This is a genomic window from Streptomyces sp. NPDC059373 (assembly GCF_042751495.1).
Taxonomy (GTDB): Bacteria; Actinomycetota; Actinomycetes; order Streptomycetales; family Streptomycetaceae; genus Actinacidiphila.
Window position 1 is genome coordinate 26,078 of record NZ_JBHYXC010000016.1, and the last position, 19,140, is coordinate 45,217.

15 protein-coding genes and 1 pseudogene are annotated in these 19,140 nt (G+C 68.9%); 4 read left to right on the plus strand and 12 right to left on the minus strand.

What is annotated here, in order from left to right:
• Positions 1-29: 29 nt before the first annotated feature.
• Positions 30-494: a hypothetical protein gene (locus ACFXJ5_RS21780; RefSeq protein ID WP_384633359.1), complete on the minus strand. Its 465-nt coding sequence runs from the start codon at positions 492-494 to the stop codon at positions 30-32.
• A gap of 517 nt (positions 495-1,011) precedes the next feature.
• Positions 1,012-1,539 carry a DUF6262 family protein gene (locus tag ACFXJ5_RS21785; RefSeq protein WP_384633703.1) on the minus strand — a complete coding sequence of 176 codons (528 nt, stop codon included), beginning with the start codon at positions 1,537-1,539 and terminating at the stop codon, positions 1,012-1,014.
• A gap of 61 nt (positions 1,540-1,600) precedes the next feature.
• Here ACFXJ5_RS21785 and ACFXJ5_RS21790 point away from each other — a divergent pair, with 61 nt between their 5' ends.
• Positions 1,601-2,299, plus strand: a complete 699-nt coding sequence (locus ACFXJ5_RS21790; RefSeq protein WP_384633361.1) for an alpha/beta hydrolase — start codon at positions 1,601-1,603, stop codon at positions 2,297-2,299.
• On the opposite strand, the gene ACFXJ5_RS21795 is transcribed toward ACFXJ5_RS21790, so the two are convergent.
• The 5 genes and pseudogenes from ACFXJ5_RS21795 to ACFXJ5_RS21815 form a co-directional block, all read right to left on the minus strand.
• A protein-coding gene (locus ACFXJ5_RS21795) for an IS5 family transposase (protein ID WP_384633363.1) occupies positions 2,283-3,157 on the minus strand; the annotation gives its coding sequence in 2 pieces (ribosomal slippage) (positions 2,283-2,765 and positions 2,768-3,157; 873 coding nt in all). The two genes, ACFXJ5_RS21790 and ACFXJ5_RS21795, sit on opposite strands and share 17 nt — an antisense overlap.
• 113 nt (positions 3,158-3,270) lie before the next feature.
• On the minus strand, positions 3,271-4,233 hold the full coding sequence (locus tag ACFXJ5_RS21800; protein WP_384633366.1) for a tyrosine-type recombinase/integrase: 963 nt from the start codon (positions 4,231-4,233) through the stop codon (positions 3,271-3,273).
• Between the two features lie 1,555 nt (positions 4,234-5,788).
• Entirely contained in the window at positions 5,789-6,895 is a 1,107-nt protein-coding gene (locus ACFXJ5_RS21805; RefSeq protein WP_384633368.1) for a tyrosine-type recombinase/integrase, read from the minus strand.
• Between the two features lie 94 nt (positions 6,896-6,989).
• Positions 6,990-8,060 (minus strand): annotated as a pseudogene (locus ACFXJ5_RS21810) (ATP-binding cassette domain-containing protein); the annotation flags it as partial.
• Between the two features lie 157 nt (positions 8,061-8,217).
• The gene (locus ACFXJ5_RS21815) at positions 8,218-9,504 is read right to left on the minus strand and encodes an MFS transporter (protein WP_384633371.1); all 1,287 of its coding nucleotides are present in this window, start codon (positions 9,502-9,504) and stop codon (positions 8,218-8,220) included.
• A gap of 137 nt (positions 9,505-9,641) precedes the next feature.
• Between ACFXJ5_RS21815 and ACFXJ5_RS21820 the strand changes: the two genes are divergently transcribed.
• Positions 9,642-10,400: a hypothetical protein gene (locus tag ACFXJ5_RS21820; protein WP_384633374.1), complete on the plus strand. Its 759-nt coding sequence runs from the start codon at positions 9,642-9,644 to the stop codon at positions 10,398-10,400.
• A gap of 114 nt (positions 10,401-10,514) precedes the next feature.
• On the opposite strand, the gene ACFXJ5_RS21825 is transcribed toward ACFXJ5_RS21820, so the two are convergent.
• The 5 genes from ACFXJ5_RS21825 to ACFXJ5_RS21845 form a co-directional block, all read right to left on the minus strand.
• Positions 10,515-11,012: a hypothetical protein gene (locus tag ACFXJ5_RS21825; protein ID WP_384633377.1), complete on the minus strand. Its 498-nt coding sequence runs from the start codon at positions 11,010-11,012 to the stop codon at positions 10,515-10,517.
• A gap of 1 nt (position 11,013) precedes the next feature.
• Positions 11,014-13,203: an integrase gene (locus ACFXJ5_RS21830; protein ID WP_384633380.1), complete on the minus strand. Its 2,190-nt coding sequence runs from the start codon at positions 13,201-13,203 to the stop codon at positions 11,014-11,016.
• Positions 13,200-14,927, minus strand: coding sequence for a hypothetical protein (locus ACFXJ5_RS21835; protein ID WP_384633383.1), 1,728 nt, complete (start codon positions 14,925-14,927; stop codon positions 13,200-13,202). Before ACFXJ5_RS21835 ends, ACFXJ5_RS21830 begins: the two co-directional genes overlap by 4 nt.
• A complete protein-coding gene (locus ACFXJ5_RS21840) occupies positions 14,927-16,378 on the minus strand; it encodes a site-specific integrase (protein ID WP_384633386.1) in 1,452 nt (483 codons plus the stop codon). The genes ACFXJ5_RS21835 and ACFXJ5_RS21840 overlap by 1 nt, the downstream gene beginning before the upstream one ends.
• A 101-nt stretch (positions 16,379-16,479) precedes the next feature.
• A complete protein-coding gene (locus tag ACFXJ5_RS21845; RefSeq protein ID WP_384633389.1) occupies positions 16,480-17,121 on the minus strand; it encodes a hypothetical protein in 642 nt (213 codons plus the stop codon).
• Between the two features lie 189 nt (positions 17,122-17,310).
• On the opposite strand from ACFXJ5_RS21845, the gene ACFXJ5_RS21850 reads away from it, so the two are divergent.
• The gene (locus ACFXJ5_RS21850) at positions 17,311-18,144 is read left to right on the plus strand and encodes an alpha/beta fold hydrolase (protein WP_384633392.1); all 834 of its coding nucleotides are present in this window, start codon (positions 17,311-17,313) and stop codon (positions 18,142-18,144) included.
• Between the two features lie 145 nt (positions 18,145-18,289).
• Complete coding sequence (locus ACFXJ5_RS21855; protein WP_384633394.1) at positions 18,290-19,123, plus strand: alpha/beta fold hydrolase; 834 nt, start codon at positions 18,290-18,292, stop codon at positions 19,121-19,123.
• The last annotated feature ends 17 nt before the right edge of the window (positions 19,124-19,140 follow it).

Consider the following 19,140-nt stretch of genomic DNA (forward strand, 5'->3'; position numbering starts at 1 on the left):
GCGCCCTCGTGGAGACCGTCACCGCCGGCCTACTTGCCGTCGGTGAGATGGGAGAGCAAAGCCGTCAGCACCTTCGCGAGCGCCGCGTCCTTCAGGGCCCGCTTGTGCACGATCACACTCCACCGCCCCCGAGCGTCCCGCTTGACCACGACCTCGGTCTGCAACAACGTGACGGCCAGCACCCCCACGGACACGGACACCGGGTCGAACCGCTCCATCGGCGACCGCACATACTCCACGGCCTCACCGACGACGCCGTCCCCGCTCAGGGCGACATACTCCAACGCCGCCCGCGCGACGTTGCCTTCTCCTTCACCGCCGCCCGGCTCAACCCCCGCAGCCACGAGAGCGTCCCGCAACGCCTCGTCGGGCAAAGCGATTTCCATGGCCGAGGACAGCAACCCCCTGTCCTCCACCAGCACCGTCAACGCCCGCACGGCCTCCACGTCGGAGAGCGCACGAATCTCGCCTACCTGCTCATCTCGCTGCGACATGAGCCAAGTCTGCCCCTCCGCGGGGCGTCCGGGGCTAGGTTGCGGGTGACTCGTCACCACGGGTGCCGCGTCTGTTCGCCGCCGACGAGGAGCTCGGCCAGAACCCCGGCCTGCGCTCCTCCCTGCAGGAGCGCAGGATCTCCTACCTGATGGCGATCCCGTAGAACACCGAACTTCCCGATGCTACCGAACGCCCCGGAAGAATAGAGAAGTTGACGGCACGCCTGCCGGAACGGCGCCTTCACTCGCCGAGCCTGCGGGATGACGCCAAGGGCTTCCGCGCCTACGGCTGGGCCGTGATCGACACCATCAACCCGGAGCACCGCTGCGTGGTCCGCCGCGCCCTGGGAACCTCGGCCTGTGGACAGCCGAAGGACCCCGCCAGAGGCAACCGGAATGAAATGGGTGAAACACCCCACGTGAGGCCCCGACCGCCCCGCCGCGTCAGCATGGCCGAGGCCCGCCGCCTTCACTTCCGGCGACGCATGCGGTTCCAGATGACACAGACCCTGTAGTACTAGGTGTTCTCGGTTCGGATCATGCGTCGGAGGCTTGCCCGGGCGGCGGAGAGGTCGTCGTTGGTTTCGGCGAGTCTCCGCTCAAGTTCTTGCTTTGCGTGCTGGAGCCGGGTGAGCTGGCTGGTCAGTTCCTGGTTTTGGTCGCTCAGTTCACCGATTCGCTTCGTGAGGTCGGTGGCTTGTAGCTGATCGAGTTGTCTTCCGAGCTGGCGTTGCAGGGCGGCCTTGAGGTCGCGGACTTGGCCGCGGAGCCGTTGGTTGTCGGCGCGTAGAACTTCCAGGTCGGTGCGTGCATTCATGGCACTGGCTGCCGACCGGGGTTCGTCGCTGCTGGTGGCGGTGCGGGCTTGCCGGGTCCGGGCGGCTTCGATGTGCTCGCGAATGCCGGGGGCGTAGACGAGCCAGGTTGAGACGCCCGCGGCCTTGGCGACCGCGGTGAAGGTGACCGGCTCCCCGCGGGTGAGGAGGTCATCGAGGGTGTGCAGGGCCCTAGCGTGTTTCAGAAGTGGATCAAGGTGGTGAGTGATGGCCGGTCATGGTCCGGAGCTAAGATCACTGGTCTGACGCCGACCTGAGGAGGCGGGCGAATTGGCCGCCGTGGTACTCGTTCACGGCCTGTATCACCGTCCCGAGCACTTCGCCGTGGTGGCAGAACGCTTGCGGACTGCAGGAACCGAGGTTGTCGTTCCCGAGCTCCACCGGGGCTCATTGCCCGCTGACACAGCCGTGGTCCAGGCGGCCGTCGACTCGCTACCGGAGCCTCCGACTGTGCTCGGTCACTCCTACGGCGGGTCAGTGATCACCGGGGTGCGCGGAGCGAAACACTTGGTCTATCTGGCCGCCTTCGTGCTCGATGTCGGCGAGAGCGCGGCCGGTCTGGGTGGGGCGTCCGCGCAGCTCCAGGACGCTATCAACCCCGAGCCCGACGGCTCGACCAGCCTGCACCCCGACCGGGCCCTCGACACCCTCTACGACGACTGTCCCGAACCTCTCGCCGCCTGGGCGGTTGGCCTGCTGCGTGCGCAAGCCCCCGGCTGCGGGCGAGGCGTCCCAGAGCGCCACAGCTGGAAGCACACTCCCTCCACCTACGTCGTCTGTGGACAGGACCGGGCCATCGACCCGGGCCTGCAGCGGAAGATGGCCTCGCGCTGTACCGACGTGCGCGAGTGGCAGACGGGCCACTCCCCGTTCGTAGGACAGCCCGATCTCATCGTTGAACTCCTGCAAGAACTGCTCGCCACCGACATCCCGCGCAGGCGAGATGAAGGAGTCACAACCACTCGTTGATGGCTGCGATGAGGACGGTCGCCTCGTAGCGGACGGCGAGCTTGTCATACCTCGTTGCCACCCCACGGTGGCGCTTGAGGCGATTGATTCCGCACTCCACTGCGTGGCGCTCTTTGTAGTCGGCCGTGTCGAACTTGGGCGGCCGGCCACCGTGGGAACCGCGCTTCTTGCGGTTGGAGATCTGGTCGCGCTTTTCCGGGATCGTGCAGCGGATACCGCGCTTGCGCAGGTAGGCGCGGTTCGCGCGGGAGCCGTACGCCTTGTCGGCACGCACCCTGTCCGGCCGGGTGCGCGGACGGCCCGGCCCGAGCCGGGGCACCCGGATACGGCCCAGGACCACCTGGAACTGCGGGGAGTCACCGCGCTGCCCGGCCGTGATCACCAGCGACATCGGCTTCTGGGCCTGCTCGACCGCCAGGTGGAGCTTGGTTGTCAGCCCGCCTCGGGAGCGTCCGAGTCCGTGGTCGTCGGGCTCGGTGAAGACACCACCTGGCGGCTCGATCTGCAGATCCCCTTTTTGCGGGCACCCGCCGCATGCTGGTGGGCGCGGGCGATGGTGGAGTCCACCGAGACGTCCCAGGTGATCAGTCCCTCGGCGTCGGCCCGGACCTGCAACTGCTCGAAGATGCGGTGCCAGGTGCCGTCCCGCTGCCAGTGCCGGAACAGTCCGTACACCGTCTCCCGTGGGCCGTACCGCTCGGGCACGTCCCGCCAGGGAGCACCGGCGCGGGTGCGCCAGCGTATGCCGTCTATCAGTTGCCGCTTGGTGTGTACCGGCGGTCGTCCGGACTTCTTCCCAGCCGGGAGCAGGGGCTCCAGCCTCGCCCACTGCGCATGCGTCACATCGTGCCTCCCCATGAAGTGGATCTTGACACATCAAGATCCACTTCTGAAACACGCCCTAGCGCGTTTGTCGCGGCTGTCTTTGCGGCGGGCCTCTCGCAGCACTTGGCCGGGGGTTCGGGGACTGGTCACGAGGCTCCCTGGTCGCGGTTGATGACGGTGAGCGGGAGCAGGGTGTGGCCGTCGGCGGCGCGGGCTTTGCGTAGGATCCGTCCGGCTTCCTCGATCTCGGTCTGCTGCTCGGTGGGGAGTTCCGCGAGCTGCTTGTGCATCTTCTCGGCGACTTCGGTGTAGGCGCCAATCTGGTCGGTGAGGTTGCGGGTGACGAAGTCGGCTGCGTCCAGCGCGTGGGCGGGCTCGCGGTCGGTGCGCAGCTGGTGGAGGTGTTCTTCAATGGCGGGCAGGTAGGAGGGGTCGGGGCGGTAGAAGCCGCAGCCGGCGCGTTGGAAGCGCAGTGGGCAGCTCTTCCCGCCGGCTTTGATGTTGGTCGGCTCGGTGCAGTTGCCGTAGGGTACGGCGACGGAGCGTGCTTGGTAGGCGGTGGTCGAGGCCATGGGCGCGGGTTTCCCGGAGCGGTCGACGGCCTGCAGGCGCATGGTGGCCACGGCGGCGCGTTTGCGCTCCAGGGAGACCTTGTAGTAGCCCATGGTGGTGTCTACCGAGCGGTGGTCCATCAGATCGCGCAGCACGTCGGGGCGCACCCCCGCGTCGGCGTGCCGCTGTGCGTAGGAGTGCCGGAACGCATACGGGAAGATTCCCGTAGTGTCGTAAGGCATTGGGGTGCCGTCGCGATCGAGGTTCCCGGAGTGGATGGCGGGCAGGGCGTCGGCCCAGGCACGGATCGCCCGGGCCAGGTTGCCGGACACCAGGTGCGGTACCCCAGTGTCGGCGGAGATCGCCGGGAACAGGTAGGTGCGGCTGCGCGGCGGCAGGTTCAGCTGCTCGCGTCGCCGGATCCAGCGCTGGATCGCACTGGCGGTGTCGGTTGTGATCGGCAGGCGACGGCGGTAGCGCTTCTTCTTGTGGTTGTCCCAGATAAACGTGACGTCGTCGCCGTCGATCTCCAGGTAGTTGGCCTTGAGCGAGCACACCTCGATGGGGCGGCGCCCGGTGTCACGTAGCGCACCACGTACGCAGTCTGGAACATCAGTTGCACATCGGCGGGTGCCATCTGGCCGTAAGGGAAGCCGACACCGAGAGTCTTCACGTGCGCGTCGAGCTGGGCGATGACCGGCTCGGGGATGGCCTTGCCAGCCTCCTCGTCTTCGCGTTCCTCGGTGGGGATCATGTGCGATTGGTGGCGGGCAAAGCCGCCGGCCAGCTCCTCCAGAAGCCCGGCCTTGCGGCCGAAGTCCAGCAGCTGGAAGAACTTCGTCAGAAGGTCACGGCGGATGGTGAAGGCGTAGCGTTCGCCGTCCGGTTTGCGGGCGTCTTTGAGCGCCTCCACCACCGCATCCATGTCGGCGAACGTCAGACTGGCCGGGTCATGCCCGCCGCCCGGACGGGCCTGCAGCGCCACCGAGGCGCGCAGGCAGGAGTCCAGGGTGCGGCGCAGCAAGAACGTGTCCGGGTCCGTGGCCCGTGCCCACTCCAGCGCTGCTTGGCGCAGCCACGGCTGGGCGATCTTCGTGAAGTCGATCGTGCCCTGGTTGTAGCGGCGGCCGGAGCGGCTGTAGCGCGAGGCCAGCTTCGCGCTGACCGCGTCCCACACCTCGCCGTCGCGCGGGCCGTGCCCCAACGCTTGCTGGTATCCGGCCCTGGCGTGACGGAAGAACTCCTTGACGTGCGCGCGGGTGTTGTTCGACGCCCGCTCCACCAGCAACAAAGCGTCGGCCCGGTCGATAAGCAGCAGGCTCGTGGAGTCGGCAAAGGTGCGCACCATGTGGCGCACGCACTGCGTGTCCAGCTTCGCCCCGCGCGCATCACGCTGTTGCAGCGCGTACAAGAACTCCAAGCGCACCAGCTCGCCGAGGGGACGCAGCGAGAACTGATGCTGCAGCAAGAACGGGATCTGCCCCTCCGCCCAGGATGCCGCATCCGCCCCCGCCTCCCCACGGCGGGCGGCCGCCGCCCGAGCCCGGTGGTGATACGCGCACAGAACTCGACGCGGCGCCGCCGCACTGACGCACCCCGGCACCGCGCAGGCAGGGACCTGGTCCTCGATAGGCACCCCTGACTCTGCCGCCCAGGCGGCCAGCTCCGCACCGGTGAAGGTCGGCCGTCCGGAGTGCTTGCGCCAGCCCTGGTATTGGACAATGTACAGCCCCCGCGAGGAGGCCGGGTAGCCGCAACGGCGCCCCGCGCGCTGGACCGCGCAGCGAGCCGGGTCCTGCCCGCTGGCGACCGCCAAACGCGGCGGAACATAGACGGCGGCGAACTCCTCAGCCGACTGGCCGCCGGCCTTCATCTGCTGGGTGCACTGGTAGCAGAAGCTTTTGGTGTGCACCACCGTGGAACAGGCCAGGGTCCGGCAGGAGTAGGCGCGGGTACGCGGGTTGTCCACATCGCCGGTGAACAGCAGCGACTGCCCGTCCCACTCCCCAGGCCGCCAGTCGGCCTCAAGGGCGGTGCCCAGCCAGCGTTTCCACGCCTGCAGATCGATGCCCTCCGGGCCGCTCGCGGCCAGCTCCGTGACGACGGCCAGCGTCATGCCTGCACCTTCCGACCGGCTGCGACCCGCGTCACGGCGTCCCGAAGCTCCTCTTCACCGGCGTGCAGATACACATCCAGTGACGACGCCGAGGCGTGACCGAGGAGCCGCTGCACCACATCGCGGTCGATGCCCGCACGGATCCAGCGGGTGGCCGCGGAGTGCCGCAACATGTGCGGGCGGGCTTCGAACCCCACCCGCCGCGCAAGCCGGTCGAACATGTCCTTCGCGGCCACATACGTCATCGGCCGGCCCCGCCGCCCCGCATACAGGTTCACGAACACGCTGTCGCTGTCCACCTCACCCGGCAACTGCGCGGCCCGCTCATGCAGGTACTCCGCATAGCCGTCGACCAGGTCCTCGGTTACCGGGATCCACCGCGAGAAACGCGACTTGGCCAGCGCCCCGTTCGCGTTCAGCCGACGCCGAACATGCACGTGCGGTCCCGCCACCTGGCAGCCCAGCATCGCGGAGTTCGACAGCAAGTGCATGTCCTGCCGGTGCAGCCCCAACGCCTCACCGATCCGCGTCCCGGTGCAGGCCAGCAGCGACACCAAGAAGCGGTCCCTGCCCCGAATGGCGACCGCCCGGAGCCGCTCGATCTGCTCATCCGACAGCCACTGGGGACCCTCCACCGCCGCGGGATACTTCAGCATCCGTGCCCGGACGCTGCGGAACTGGCCCTGTTCCCCCGGGTCGAAGCCCGAGGGTAGATACGCGAGATATCGCGGCTCGGTCAACGACGCCGCCACCTCGGTCGGGACCCAGCCCTGCCGGCTCCCGAACCGCAGGAACTCGCACACCGCGGTCATCACCGCGAGTGGTTCCGCCACCAGCCAACGCAGGAACCGAGCCAGATCAAGCAGCCCCGGGCGAGCCCAGTCCACACCACTCGCCTCGCACCACGACAGGTACACCGCCACACGGCCGGCGTACACCCGCTCGGTGTTCGACGACCGGCCCCGCGCCCGCAGACCTGCCAAGAACGCACACGACTTTTCGTGCAGTGAGAACCCGTCATCCACAACAACCCAGGCCATGGACCCATCGACCGGCCCCAGCGCCCTCTCGGAGCGATACCCACCCATCGTGATCACGAACATACCTAACGTCCCTACAGCTCTCGGATACTTGTCACGAGGCAGACGGTCAGGGCCAAGGAACTTATGTCCCTGCCGGACTGCAGGAGCTATAGATATCGAGGGCGCTGGTCGGCTCGTCGCAGATCAGCAGCGGCGCGTCGCGGTAGCGTGCGCGGGCGATCCCGAAGCGCTGCCACTGCCCGCCGGACAGCTCGACGCCGCCCTGGAACTGGCGGGCCAGCAAAGTCCGCAGGCCGCGCGGCAGGCCGGCGATGATGTCGTCCGCCCCCGCGTAGCCGGCGGCCTGTCGCAGCCCCTGGTCGCTCAGCGGTACATCCGGCCGCCCGATGGCGATGTTGGTGGCGGCCGTGAAGGGCCAGCGCTCGAAGTCCTGCGAGACCAGCGCGACCCGGCCGAACAGCTGGTCCCGGTCGGCCTCCGCCGCGTCCGCACCGTCCCAGGTGATGCGACCCGAGTCCGGTGCGTACAGCCCCGCCAGCAGCTTGGCGAGCGTCGACTTCCCGCTGCCGTTCTCCCCGACCAGCGCCACGACCGCCCCGGCGGGAATGCTCAGGCTGACCTTGTCCAGGGCGGGGGTCTTGCGGCCGGGATAGGTGAAGCTCACCTCCTCGAACCGTATCTCCGCCGGTACCGGCGGCAGCCCGGCGCCGCCCGTGGGGATGGCGTACTGCTCCGCCTCCACGATCAGCTTCTCCAGGTCGGCCACGAACAGTGCCTCCTCGTACAGCCGGTTGACGTGCGTCACCAGGGCCCCCAGGCTCGCCGATCCGGTCCGTATCGCCAACACCGCCGTCCCCGCCACCGCCAGCTGCATCCCGCCGGTCAGCAGCAGCCCGCCCAGAGCCCCGTACGTCGCCAGCGTCGCCGCGCCCGTCAGGGCGGCCGCCGTCAGCTCGGTCGCCGCCTTGCCGTCCGCCAGCCGGGTCTGCTCGGCCTCGGAGGCCTCCGACATCGTGCGGAAGTGCCCGAGCAGATACGACCCGACGCCGTGCACCCGCACCTCCTGGGCCGCCGTGGTGTCGATGAGCAGCTGCCCCAGCAGCCGCGCGGCTCGTACGTGCTCGATCCACGTCTGCGTCGACTCGTACCGCCGCCGGGACACCCTCAGCGCGCCCCAGCTGCGCGGCAGGGCGATCAGCGCCAGCAACGGCAGCAGCAACGGATGAGTCGCGGCAGTTGCTGTGTCCCACGCAGGTCGTGTCGTATTACGTCTGGGGCGGGGCTTCGGCCCGTGTTGCGTTCCGAGACGGCATTGTGTTCCTTTCCTGGCCGATCTGCATGACGAAGGTCACGCGGCAGGTGTCAGCGTCTCGTTTCGGTGCTCAGGATCTCAGACGACGCGATGCTGGCCGACCCTTCGGCGTCAGGGTGGCAGAGTTCGCAGACCCATCGCCGGGTTGTTGCGGAAGCGCGACGCGTATTGCGGGAAGCGTCAGCACGGCGGCCGCTGCCCCGAGCTGCCACACCGCGCCGAAGCCGAGCACCCCTGATGTGCCGACGAGTACGGAGAGCGGCCCGGCAGCGGCCAGCCCCACCGGGCCGAGGGCGAAGGCCCCGAAGGTGCCGTAGGCGCTGACCCGGGCGAGCGCCCCGGGCGGCACCTGGCTCTGGATGGCCGTCGCGTAAAGGGTGCCGCAGACCGCCGATCCGACGCCGGCGACCAACGCGGCGGCGCAGATCCACGGAAGCGGCCGGCCGGTGGCGAGGGCGGCGGACGGCAGCGACCAGCCCAGGCTGGCAGCCGTCGCCACGAACAGCGGTCGCCGCGGACGACGGCCGAGCATGACCATGCCGCCGGCCACCGCCCCTGCCCCGTACAGGGTCATGACCAGGCCCCATGAGGTCGCGCCGCCGAACCGCCGCTGGGCGACGACGGGGCCGAGGACCAGGAACGGCGCCCAGACCAAGAGGTTGAACAGGCAGCCCTGCGCGGAGGTGACCCACAGCCAGGTGCGGGAGCGGAATTCCGTCCAGCCTTCCCGGAGGTCCGCGACACAGGACGCGCCAGGCCCCGCCGGCCGGACCGCCCGGGGCAGCAGGAGCAGCGTGGCGATGCTCACCGCGTAGCTGACGGCGTCCAGCGCCAGCACCGAGGAGGCTCCGGCGGTCGCGATCAGCAGACCGGCGAGCACCGGACCCGCGATGGACGCCGCCGAACGCGCGGCGCCGAGCAGGGCGTTGGCATCCGACAGGGCGTCGCCGTCCACGATATGCGGGACGAGCGCGTCAAGAGCCGGGGTGAACAGGGCCTCCGCCGCGCCCCAGAGGGCGACCAGTACGACCAGCGTCCAAAGTCCGGGGGAGCCGCCGAGGAGGGCGATGGCAAGGCTGGCCTGGGTTATGCAGCGCACTGCGTCGGCGGCCAGCATCACCTGGCGGCTGCCGAGCCGGTCGGTGACGACTCCGCCGGCGAGCAGCACGAGGACCAACGGCAGGATCCGGGCTGCGAGGACGGAGCCCAGCTCGGTACCTCCACCGCCGGTCTCCAGAACCGCGAAGGTCACCGCGATAGAGGCCATCGAGGAGCCGAGCAGCGAAGTGGTGTAGCCGACGAAGAAGCGGCGGAAGTCGCGTTCGCGCAGCACCGCCAGGCGGAGATCAAGGGGCATGAGCGCAGGGTGCAAGGAGCAGGTGACGACACGCCAGACCTACAACCCAAAAACTTGAGTCGAGCAGAATCAAGTTATGATTTCTTCGGCACACTGAAGACGGTGTTTACTGCGGTGCAGCGAGCGGAGGACATATCGTGAGCCATCCCGTGGAGTACGCCGTCGCCGTCGACAGGTTCCTGTCCACCGCCGCCCTGGGCGCAGGCTCGCGCCGCATCTACCGGATCGCTCTCACCACCTGGGCCTGGGCGGTGGTGGATCGCACGCCGCCGGTGGGTGAAAGTCGCCGCAACGCCGCACCCCCAGCTGTCCCGCTGGTGCTGTTGGACACCCCTCATGCCGAAACCCGGCTACGGGACGCGTTCGCCGCACGGTCCGCGGCCGTGGGCGTCCGCACAGCCAACCGGGAGCTGTCGATACTCACCAGCGCGGTGAACTGGTGGCGGGCGCAGGGCTGGCTGACCGGCGATCCCACGGCCGGTTTGCGGCGCCTTTCCGTGACGGGGCCACGAGGCGCGGAGCCCCGGCTCGACGCGAACCAGGCCCGCGCTGTCCTGGAACTGCCCGCCCCGCTGCGCGAGCAGGCATTCTGGCATCTGCTGCACGAGACCGGAGCGTCGATCGAGCGTGTCCTCGCCCTCGACGTCGACGACCTGGACCTGCCCGGCCGCCGCACCCGGGAGCGCAGGGACCCTCCGCTGCGTTGGGGCGACGGTGCGGCCCGGCTGCTCCCGCTGCTCACCCTTGGCCGCGTCAACGGGCCGCTGTTCACCACAAGCCGTGGCCGGCTGTCGTACCGCCGCGCCGCAGAGGTCTTCACAGCCACCACCAGCCCACTCGACCCACGTGGGCGCGGGTGGACGCTTCGCCAACTGTCGGCCGCAGGTCAGTATTAGACGCTGGCTGTGGTCCCGTAATGCATGCCGGTCATCATGCGGGAAGGACGGAAACCTGCCCTCTGCGCCGCCGGAGGGGGACAAGCCGTAGGCGGGTCCCTCCATCGTCGCGTTTCAACTGCACGATCCGAAGGGGGTGGTGCGGCTGTCGAGGGCTGACAGTTGGCGGACGTTGTGGCTGGTGGCGGCTTGCTTGCGCAGACGCTCGATCTCGTCATGTTGGGCGGCCAGCCGAGAGATCGCCAGAGTCTTGAAGTCGGTCAACTCCGCCAACTGCTCATCGCGGGCGGTGATGCGTTTCTTCAGCTCAGCCTTCTCGATCTTGAGTCGCTCGATCTGCGTGACTCGGGGATCGAAAATTTCCCCGGCGTCCTGAAGCTCGCTGAGCCGCCGCTCGAACTCCTCGGCGAGGTGCTGGTAGGCGCCGGGCCTGGTAGTGCCGTCCCGGTTCGTCTTGGGGTAGAAGCCGGTGCGGGTGACCCCGGCCAGGGTGGCGAGGGTCTTGAGGTCGGCCTTTCGGCCGGGCGGCAGGTTCCCGCTCAGGATGCGTTCCATAGCAGCTCGGATCGCGGCCTCGTTGCGAGCCTTGTCTTCCTCGGTGAGCCGGGCCATCTCAGTCCTCTCCAGCGGACGCGGCCTGGGAGGCGGCATCGATCTCGGCGACGACTCGCAGGGCGCGGTCGCGCTCGGGCACCAGCCGCATCTTCTCGCCCTTGGCGACCCGAGGACTGGTGATGAAGACGTCGATGGTCTGGGCCTGTCCTGCCCAGACGGGTCGGTGGCAGGGGTGGTGGGTGGCCTGCGGGCAGCGGGCCGAATCGCACATCCCCGTAAGCGGCTTCTTCGCATCTGGGGTTCCGGCCAACCGCAGGCACAGAGCCTTGGTGGGGTCGCGGAACCAGCAGTAGTTGGCCGGTCCGACGTGGAGGGTCTTCGCCTGCTTGCGCAGGAGGCCCTCCAGGTGGCGGTCGTTGGTCAGTACCTTCGGGTCGGTGCGGGCGGTGTCCTGGAGAGTGGCGTCCACGTGGTTGAAGGCCTCGATCAGGCTCCGTGCCCCCGGGCCGACGGGCATCCGGCCTGCCTGGACATCGCGGAATGCCTCCACCGTCAACTGCACGTGGTGTGATTCCTCGGCGTCTTCGATCTCTGAGTGGAACAGCCGCTGGGATCCACCTGGGCGGGCGGCATACCCTTCGGTGGTGGCTACGGAGATGTGCTTGAGGGCGACCTTCGCGGCCAGCAGCCCGCCCGGCCGCTCGGCGATGGCCAGGGCCAAGGTCCGCCGCAACATCCGTGCGTTGACCGGTCCGTCGGGGACGACCGGCAGCCCCCAGCGTTCTCGGTTGCTGGTGCGCTCCAGCCAGCGGCGCAGATTCGTAACCCGGCCTCCCAGTTCAATGGTGGCGAACAACGCCTCTCCCGGCGTGCGGTCCAAAAGTCGCTCCGCAAGGGCCACAGCCGTGTCGACCTGCTCGATGACCACCCACTGGTCGGGGACCCCGCCGAGTTTCTGCCCCTTGATCAGACGGCTGGCGAGTTTGAAGCGGCGCCCACCTCCGGGAGTTGTGGCTGCCGGGAGCCGGCAGCCTGTCTCGATCTCCAGCAACTCGCTGGTCCTCATACCGCTCAACGCGCAGGTCACCAGGAGACAGGCCGCCACCACGTGCATCACCATGAAGCGCAGGTCCTGCTCGGCCAGCGGCTGCGTCCAGGCAACCGGTTCACCGTTGTCCGCGCGAGGGATCACGGCGGCGTGCCGTGCCAGGGGAGCCTGGAAGCCCACCTGGGCAGCCAGTTCGGTCAGCTCCGGCTCCAACTGCATCCGCGCGTCCTCGTTGAACCTGCGGGCCCCGGCCATGCGTGCGAGCGCCTCCCAGGAGAGTGGCTTCAATGCTCCTTCTTGTCCGAGCGTGGTCCGCTTGCGTAGTTGGACGTCATCGACTGCGGGCAGCGGCTCTCCGCTGGCCCGCAGCCGTGCCATGACATCCTGCACTTGAGGGATGTGCTCCAGGGTGACCCCGGTCGCCAGCTGGGCGTCCGCCGCCGCCTTCTCCGCACGTCGTGCGTCGCACAAGTCCGCGACATGCGGCCCCACCTCGTTGACGAGGTAGAGGCAGGTGGCCAGCAGCGGCTGCAGGAGCTCGTCGGGCACGGACGGGGTCTTGTTCGGGCCCTTCCCCTTGCGCCCCGTGACTTGACTGGAGGTCTTCCCCTTCCACGGGGAGAATCCTGGAAGGTAGCCGTCCGTGGACAGCAATTCCCCGTACCTGGCGATGAGTTGGACAACGCGGACGTGTCCCGTGGCCGAGGCCGAGTCCAGACGCCGTCTCGGCCGCCCCGGGACGGGCACGCTCCAAGAATGCTCCTCCACGAACCGCTCGCACATCTCCTGCGTGACGTCCTCCAGAGCGGCGACGCCAAGCTGGTGCAGCCAGTTGAACCACTCCACGTAATGCTGCAGGAACGTGAAGCAAGTGCGCGGGCTGCGCACAGCCCGAAGGGCGTGAGCGCACTCCAGGACGGCTTCGTACTGGGGGGCGAGCATCGCCAGGAGAATCTCCTTGGCCACCACCCGCCACCGCGGGTTGCGGATCTGGGTGAAATCCCACACGAGTTCGTGGTCGCTGACCATCCGGTGCGCGTCCAGGATCTCGGAGAACACCCAGCAGTCGTCCTCGAAGCGCGAACGCGGCGCGCGGTCGGGCAGCCGCAGACCGGCAGTCGCGCAGACGTCGACACCGGCGAAGACCGAGACCGTCCGGCGGGAACCCGGAGCGGATGCGGACAGGGGGCCAGGCATCATGCGGTCCCCTCCTCGGGGCGGAGCGGAAGGTCGGTGTCGTCGTCTGCGACTTCCAGCTCACCGTTCGCCCTCGCCTCTGCTGAGAGCTTGGGAAGAATTTCGCTGGTCAGACGGTCGGCGTAGGGGCCGAATACGCGGATGAACTGCTCGGCGGGCATCTGCCGGAACTGGCGCCCGAAGAACGCGTTCAAGCGCAGCAAATTCGCGGAGTGACGCGGCAGGAAAACTGCCAGCGGGCACAGCAGGCACACCCATGGCCGCGCCGGGCACGGTTGCCCTGCCGGCCCATGGACACCGGCCAACATGTCCGCGCACGCGGCGGTGAACACATCGCGCTCGCCACCCACCAACTCAGCGATCCCTGCGGAATCGAGTCCCAAACGCCGCACCTCGTCGGGGAAGCCCTCGGCGAACTCGGCCGCCTCCTCGCTGGTGAGCACCACCGGCGGACGGGCCTTGCGCAGGATGTCGCTCTGGCCGTCCTCGATGATTGACTCCACTGCGTCCAACTGGGCTGGATTGGTCGGGGTGACGTAGTGGTCGCCCTCGGTGCGGGCGGTGTGGTTGGGGTCGATCGTGGCTCGTCCGGTCCATCCCCGCCTGGCCAGCCGTTCGTGGTAGGTCGCGCGAATCCGACCCCGGTGGATGACCAAAGGCTGGCCGTCGTCACCGACCAGGCCCAGTTGCCTGCCGAGCACCCGCTGGGTCTTTCCGGACGGTGGCGGGCCGAGGACGCCCCGCTTGCTTCCCATCGGACTCTGCGAGATCCAGATCTGTTCCCCCTGCTCGCCGTCGGCGAAGCGCCGCAACGGTGCTGCGTGCTCCAGCCACCTCTCCAGCAGCCGCACCGCCCGCGCCGGAAGATTCACGCTCTCACGCGACGTGCGGCCCTTGATATAGGTCAGCAGCACGGCCGCGTCACCGGCCCACTCGACCCCGTCCAGTTCCAGATCGTGAACGCCGTCCGGCACGATCCCGCTGTACATCCCGAACAGCAGCGCATAGGCGACCTGCACGGACCGCGTCGGGAACAGGTCGTCACGAACCCGCCGAACCGTCCGGCGCAGATCCCACTCCGCCTGCGTCGCCGTGCCGCCGCCCGCGTCATAGCCGGGACGGTCCGGGAACGGTCCCTCCCGCAGCAGCAAACAGGCGATGTCTCGCGGCTCGCGGCTGTCGGCCGCAATCGGGTCTGCGCCGTTCGCAGCGAGGTGCATGGCTCGTCGGTGCCGGACCCAGCTGTTCTCCACCCGGGCGCGCAGCGCTGTCTCCAACTGCTCCCACTCGCCGTCGGTGTACGCCTGGTAGGGGCGGTTGGCGCGATACGCCTGCACCTGGTTGCCCGCCAGATGCGCGCGAACCTCCGGCCGAAGGGCCCCGGTGACTGCGTCGAATCCCCTCAGCAGCATGCGAGTCTCCCGCTCGCGCGCATACGTGCAGGTCATCCAGTAGCGGATCACCGTGGCTCGAGTGAGGTCCGAGGCCGCACCGGTGAACCCGGCTTCGGCCAGACGGATCACCATCTGGCGCAGGGCGATGCCGTGGAACTTGGCCGTGTTCTTCGCTCCGATCCCGCCCTGCGGATGGGCGTTGGCGGCCAGTCCTTGTGCGAGATCGCGAGCCAGTTGAGGATTGGGCAGCCCGGTCAGCTCCGCCGTCCACTCGCGGCCGTTGATGAAGACGAAGTGCACGCCCAGCGGCTCTTCTACGACCCACGCGGACATCAGCCGGTCTCCTCGTCGTCGAATTCGGTCCCGGCTTCGGCGGTGGCGGCGGGGTCCTTTGCATCGCCCGTGTCCCGGTGGGCATTGCGGAAGATGCGGGTCGCGTCCAGACGGGAAATATAGATTTCCGTCGACAGGACGCTCTGATGGCCGAGCAGGTCGCGCAGGATCAGCATCGGCTCGTTCCGAGTCAGGTACAGAGCCATCGCTGCGTCGTCCCCGGTTTCCGCCACCAGGGCTGCTGCCCGCTGGTAGTAGCCCGTGACCAGCCACTCCAATGTCGCCATCGCCATCGTGTGGCGCAGCCGGTGCGGGGTCACGGTCGGGAACCTGGGCTCGAACCGCTCACGGATACGGGCTGAGGTCCGGCGGAAGACCGTCGCCCAGTCAACGAACGGCTTGCCGTTCGATTGCAGCCCCAGCAGCGGCGACCCGCCGTCCGGAGCGATAAGGCGCAATCGCTCGACCGGCCTCAGCTTCCGCCACGAACGACGCTCGCCGTTGAGGTGTGCGCCCTCCCAGTCCGGCTCCTCGACCACAAGTGGCGCGCCAAATTTCGCCGGCGGACGCCACCGGAATCCCTGCGCGGAGGCCGCCCGGTCGAGGTCGATGTACTGATGCACATCGGCGAGAGCCGCGTAGTCGACCCACGTCGTACGGGCCTTCTGTCCTTTGGTGATCGCGTGACTGAGCGGGAACAGCACGGGCAGCTTTCGCGGGCGGGTCGGCAGCGGCGGCACCTCGTAGATCGTCAGGTGTGTGAATTCCTGCCGACGGAGCCCGCTGGACAGCACCATCTGCGCCACCGCAGCGTTCCGCGCACCTTCCCGTCCGCGGTACTGGGGATCCGGTTCGCCATCCGGACCCAGCCCCGCCAGTACCCGCAGGAACAGCCTGGCGAAGTCGGGTTCCAGATACTTGACCGCCGTATGGGGTCGCGGAGTCCGCAGCTTGGCCAGGTTTTTCTCGACTTCCACCAGCACGCCGTCGGCCATCCGGCGTCCCATGCGATAGCTGAAGGGGACAGCCGGGGCGATTCCCTCGTCGCGCGCCCAGGTGTAGAAGCCGGACAGGATCCCGATGTTCAAGTTCCACGTGGTGGCGTCCCACCGGTCCTTCAACTCTCCCGCCAGGCGGTATTCGGCGTACACGCTCAGCGCCGCGCGCAGGTCAACTCGCTCCCCGACCAAGCTCACCCCGCGGCTCCGGAGGAACACCAGCCAGTCGCGCATGCATCCGGCACTGTTCCGCCATGTCCGGATCGCTGGGGCCCCGTTGAGCGGCAACTCGCGCAGCCACTGGTTCACGTAAACCGTGGATCGCGGTATCCCCGGGGCGTCCTCGAACAGCAGGTCGTCATCGATGAGGACCGGCATCTGGTCCCTGATGAGCGGCTTCGCGGACAGGTCCCATGACTCCCAGCCCGCATACGAGAAGTTGATCAGCTGCATGGGGCCGAGCCTAGATATTCGACACGACCAAACTGCAACAGACTTTGAGAAATCACTCCAAGGTGTACTAGGAGAAAGCGACACGATGGTTAAGCAACGACTTACGGATGCAGCACCGTCAGCACCCCGGCCGCCGCCGCGAAGGCGAACACCCCGTTCACCACCGCCACACACGCGCCGATCATGTGCCGGGACGCCGTCGCCCCGTACTGCGCCGAGTCCAGCAGCCGGTGGAACTCCGCGTCCTCGATCGCAGCCAGCTCCACACGCGCCGCGCGCTCGAGATACCGCTCGGTGGCCACCCGCTCCACCTTCGGCTCCAGCCGCCCCGTCCCGGCCGTGGAGCCCGAGGCGAGCAGCGCGTTCAGCACGGCGATCACGCCCGCCACCACCAGCGCCGGGACCGCCGCCCGCAGCCGCTCCTGCGTCCCGCCGCCCGCGAACAGCGCCCGCAGCACCTGGTTGGTCACCACCAGCCCCGCCGCCTGGACGATCCCCTGCCCCACCTCGCACAGCCCGACCACGATCAGCGCCCGCCGGTCCGCCTCCCACGCCAGCCGCACCGTCCCGCCCACCAAGCCCGGCAGCCGCCGCACCATCCCCATCAGTGACAGCTCCAGAAAGGCCCGCTCGTGCTGCGACCACCCGGTGTCGTACCGTAGCCGCCCCCCGAACAGCACCTCCTCGCTCTCCGACACCGGCTCGGCGGCCCGCTTGTCGCGGCGCGTGAACAGTCGTCCCATCGCTCCCATCGCGCCATCCTGCGGGGGCGCACACGGGGTGCGGCAGAGAGCATTCGCGGCGCGCGGCCCACCCCGGGGCGCCCGGGGTGGGCCTGGCCCGCCCGGGTCGCGTTCCCCCGAGTGGTCCAACGCGGCGGGCGGGTGTTGACTGATCCGTACCGCCGAATCCGACCGAAAGAGGGAACAACCATGCCCTTCGTCACCGTCGGCCAGGAGAACACCGGGGCCATCGAGATCTACTACGAGGACCACGGCAGCGGCCTGCCGGTCGTCCTCATCCACGGCTACCCGCTCAACGGGCACTCCTGGGAGAAGCAGGAGCGCGTCCTGCTGGAAGCCGGGTACCGCGTCATCACGTACGACCGCCGCGGCTTCGGCCGGTCCAGCCAGCCGGTGATCGGCTACGACTACGACACCTTCGCCGCCGACCTCAACACGCTCCTCGACCACCTGGACGTGCCGGAGGTGATCCTGGTCGGGTTCTCCATGGGCACCGGCGAGGTCACCCGCTACCTGGGGACGTACGGCTCGGCGCGCGTCAGCAAGGCCGTCCTCATGGGGGCGATCCCGCCGTTCCTGCTCAAGACGGACGACAACCCCGAGGGCGTCGACAAGTCCGTCTTCGACGGCATCAAGGCCGCCGTGGTCGCCGACCGGCCGGCGTACTTCAAGGACTTCCTCGACAACTTCTACAACGTCGACACCTTGGGCGGAACGCGGATCAGCGACCAGGCCTGGAACAACAGCTTCAACGCCGCCGTCGCCGCCTCCGCCCACGCGGCGTACGCCTGCGTGGACACCTGGCTCACCGACTTCCGCGCCGATGTCCCCAAGATCGACATCCCCACCCTGCTCCTCCACGGCAACGCCGACCGGATCCTGCCGATCGAGGCCACCGCCAACCGGCTGCCGGCCCTCGTCAAGGACCTGACCTTCGTCACCGTCGACGGCGGGCCGCACAACATCGCCTGGACGCATCCCGACGTCGTCAACCCGGCGCTGATCGACTTCCTCAAGGGCTGACGGCGGCGCCCGCCGGGGCACTGCGCCGCTCACCCGAACGGACGCGGTCGTCTGGCCGCCGCATGGGCACCGGGGCCTGATGGAGGAGCCCGCCGAACGTGATCGGCGTGAGGCACTCCCCAGCCCCGGAAACCCGGAGACCTCGATGACCTGTGCGACCTCGATGACCTCTGTGCGTGCTCACCTGCGTCCTCTGGCGATCGTCGCCGCGGCGGCGAGCCTGGGAGCCGGCGCGCTCCTGGCCCTGCCGGCCTCGGCGGCTCAGGCCTCGCCCAGGGCGCCCAAGCCCACGATCGTGCTGGTGCACGGCGCCTTCGCCGACGCCTCGGGCTTCGACACGGTCGTACGCCGCCTCCAGCGGGACGGCTACCGCGTCATCGCACCCGCCAACCCGCTGCGCAGCCTGTCCGGGGACTCGGCGTACCTCAAGGCCCTGCTCAAGACGGTGTCCGGGCCCGTCGTCCTGGTCGGCCACTCCTACGGTGGCGCGGTGATCACCAACGCGGCGACCGGCAACGCCAACGTCAAGGCGCTCGTCTACCTGGCCGCGTTCGCCCTCGACAAGGGAGAGACCGTCGCGTCCATCGGCACCAAGTTCCCGGGCTCGCATCTGACGCCGGACGCCCTCAACCAGGTGCCGCTCACCGGGGGCGGCGCCGACCTGTACATCAAGCCGGACAAGTTCCGGGACGTCTTCCTCAGCAACCGGCTCTCCGCCGCCCGCGCGGCCGTCCTGGCCGCCACCCAGCGACCGGCGGCCGCCGCGGGCCTCGCCGAGGTGTCCGGGACCCCGGCCTGGAAGACGATCCCCTCCTGGTACCTCGTCGCCCGCCAGGACCACGCCATCGCGCCCGCCGCCGAGCGCTCCATGGCCAAGCGCGCCAAGGCCCACACGGTCGAGGTCAACGCCCCGCACGCGGTCTACCTGACCGACCCCGGCGCGGTGACCCGGCTCATTCTGGACGCCGCGAAAAGGTGACGCCCGGATGAGAGGCT

Coding starts and splice junctions, on each gene's coding strand:
- ACFXJ5_RS21780 (WP_384633359.1), bottom strand. CDS start 494: ATGTCGCAGCGAGATGAGCAGGTAGGCGAGATTCGTGCGCTCTCCGAC.
- ACFXJ5_RS21805 (WP_384633368.1), bottom strand. CDS start 6,895: ATGTTCGTGATCACGATGGGTGGGTATCGCTCCGAGAGGGCGCTGGGG.
- ACFXJ5_RS21815 (WP_384633371.1), bottom strand. CDS start 9,504: ATGCCCCTTGATCTCCGCCTGGCGGTGCTGCGCGAACGCGACTTCCGC.
- ACFXJ5_RS21825 (WP_384633377.1), bottom strand. CDS start 11,012: ATGGCCCGGCTCACCGAGGAAGACAAGGCTCGCAACGAGGCCGCGATC.
- ACFXJ5_RS21830 (WP_384633380.1), bottom strand. CDS start 13,203: ATGATGCCTGGCCCCCTGTCCGCATCCGCTCCGGGTTCCCGCCGGACG.
- ACFXJ5_RS21835 (WP_384633383.1), bottom strand. CDS start 14,927: ATGTCCGCGTGGGTCGTAGAAGAGCCGCTGGGCGTGCACTTCGTCTTC.
- ACFXJ5_RS21840 (WP_384633386.1), bottom strand. CDS start 16,378: ATGCAGCTGATCAACTTCTCGTATGCGGGCTGGGAGTCATGGGACCTG.
- ACFXJ5_RS21845 (WP_384633389.1), bottom strand. CDS start 17,121: ATGGGACGACTGTTCACGCGCCGCGACAAGCGGGCCGCCGAGCCGGTG.
- ACFXJ5_RS21850 (WP_384633392.1), top strand. CDS start 17,311: ATGCCCTTCGTCACCGTCGGCCAGGAGAACACCGGGGCCATCGAGATC.
- ACFXJ5_RS21855 (WP_384633394.1), top strand. CDS start 18,290: ATGACCTGTGCGACCTCGATGACCTCTGTGCGTGCTCACCTGCGTCCT.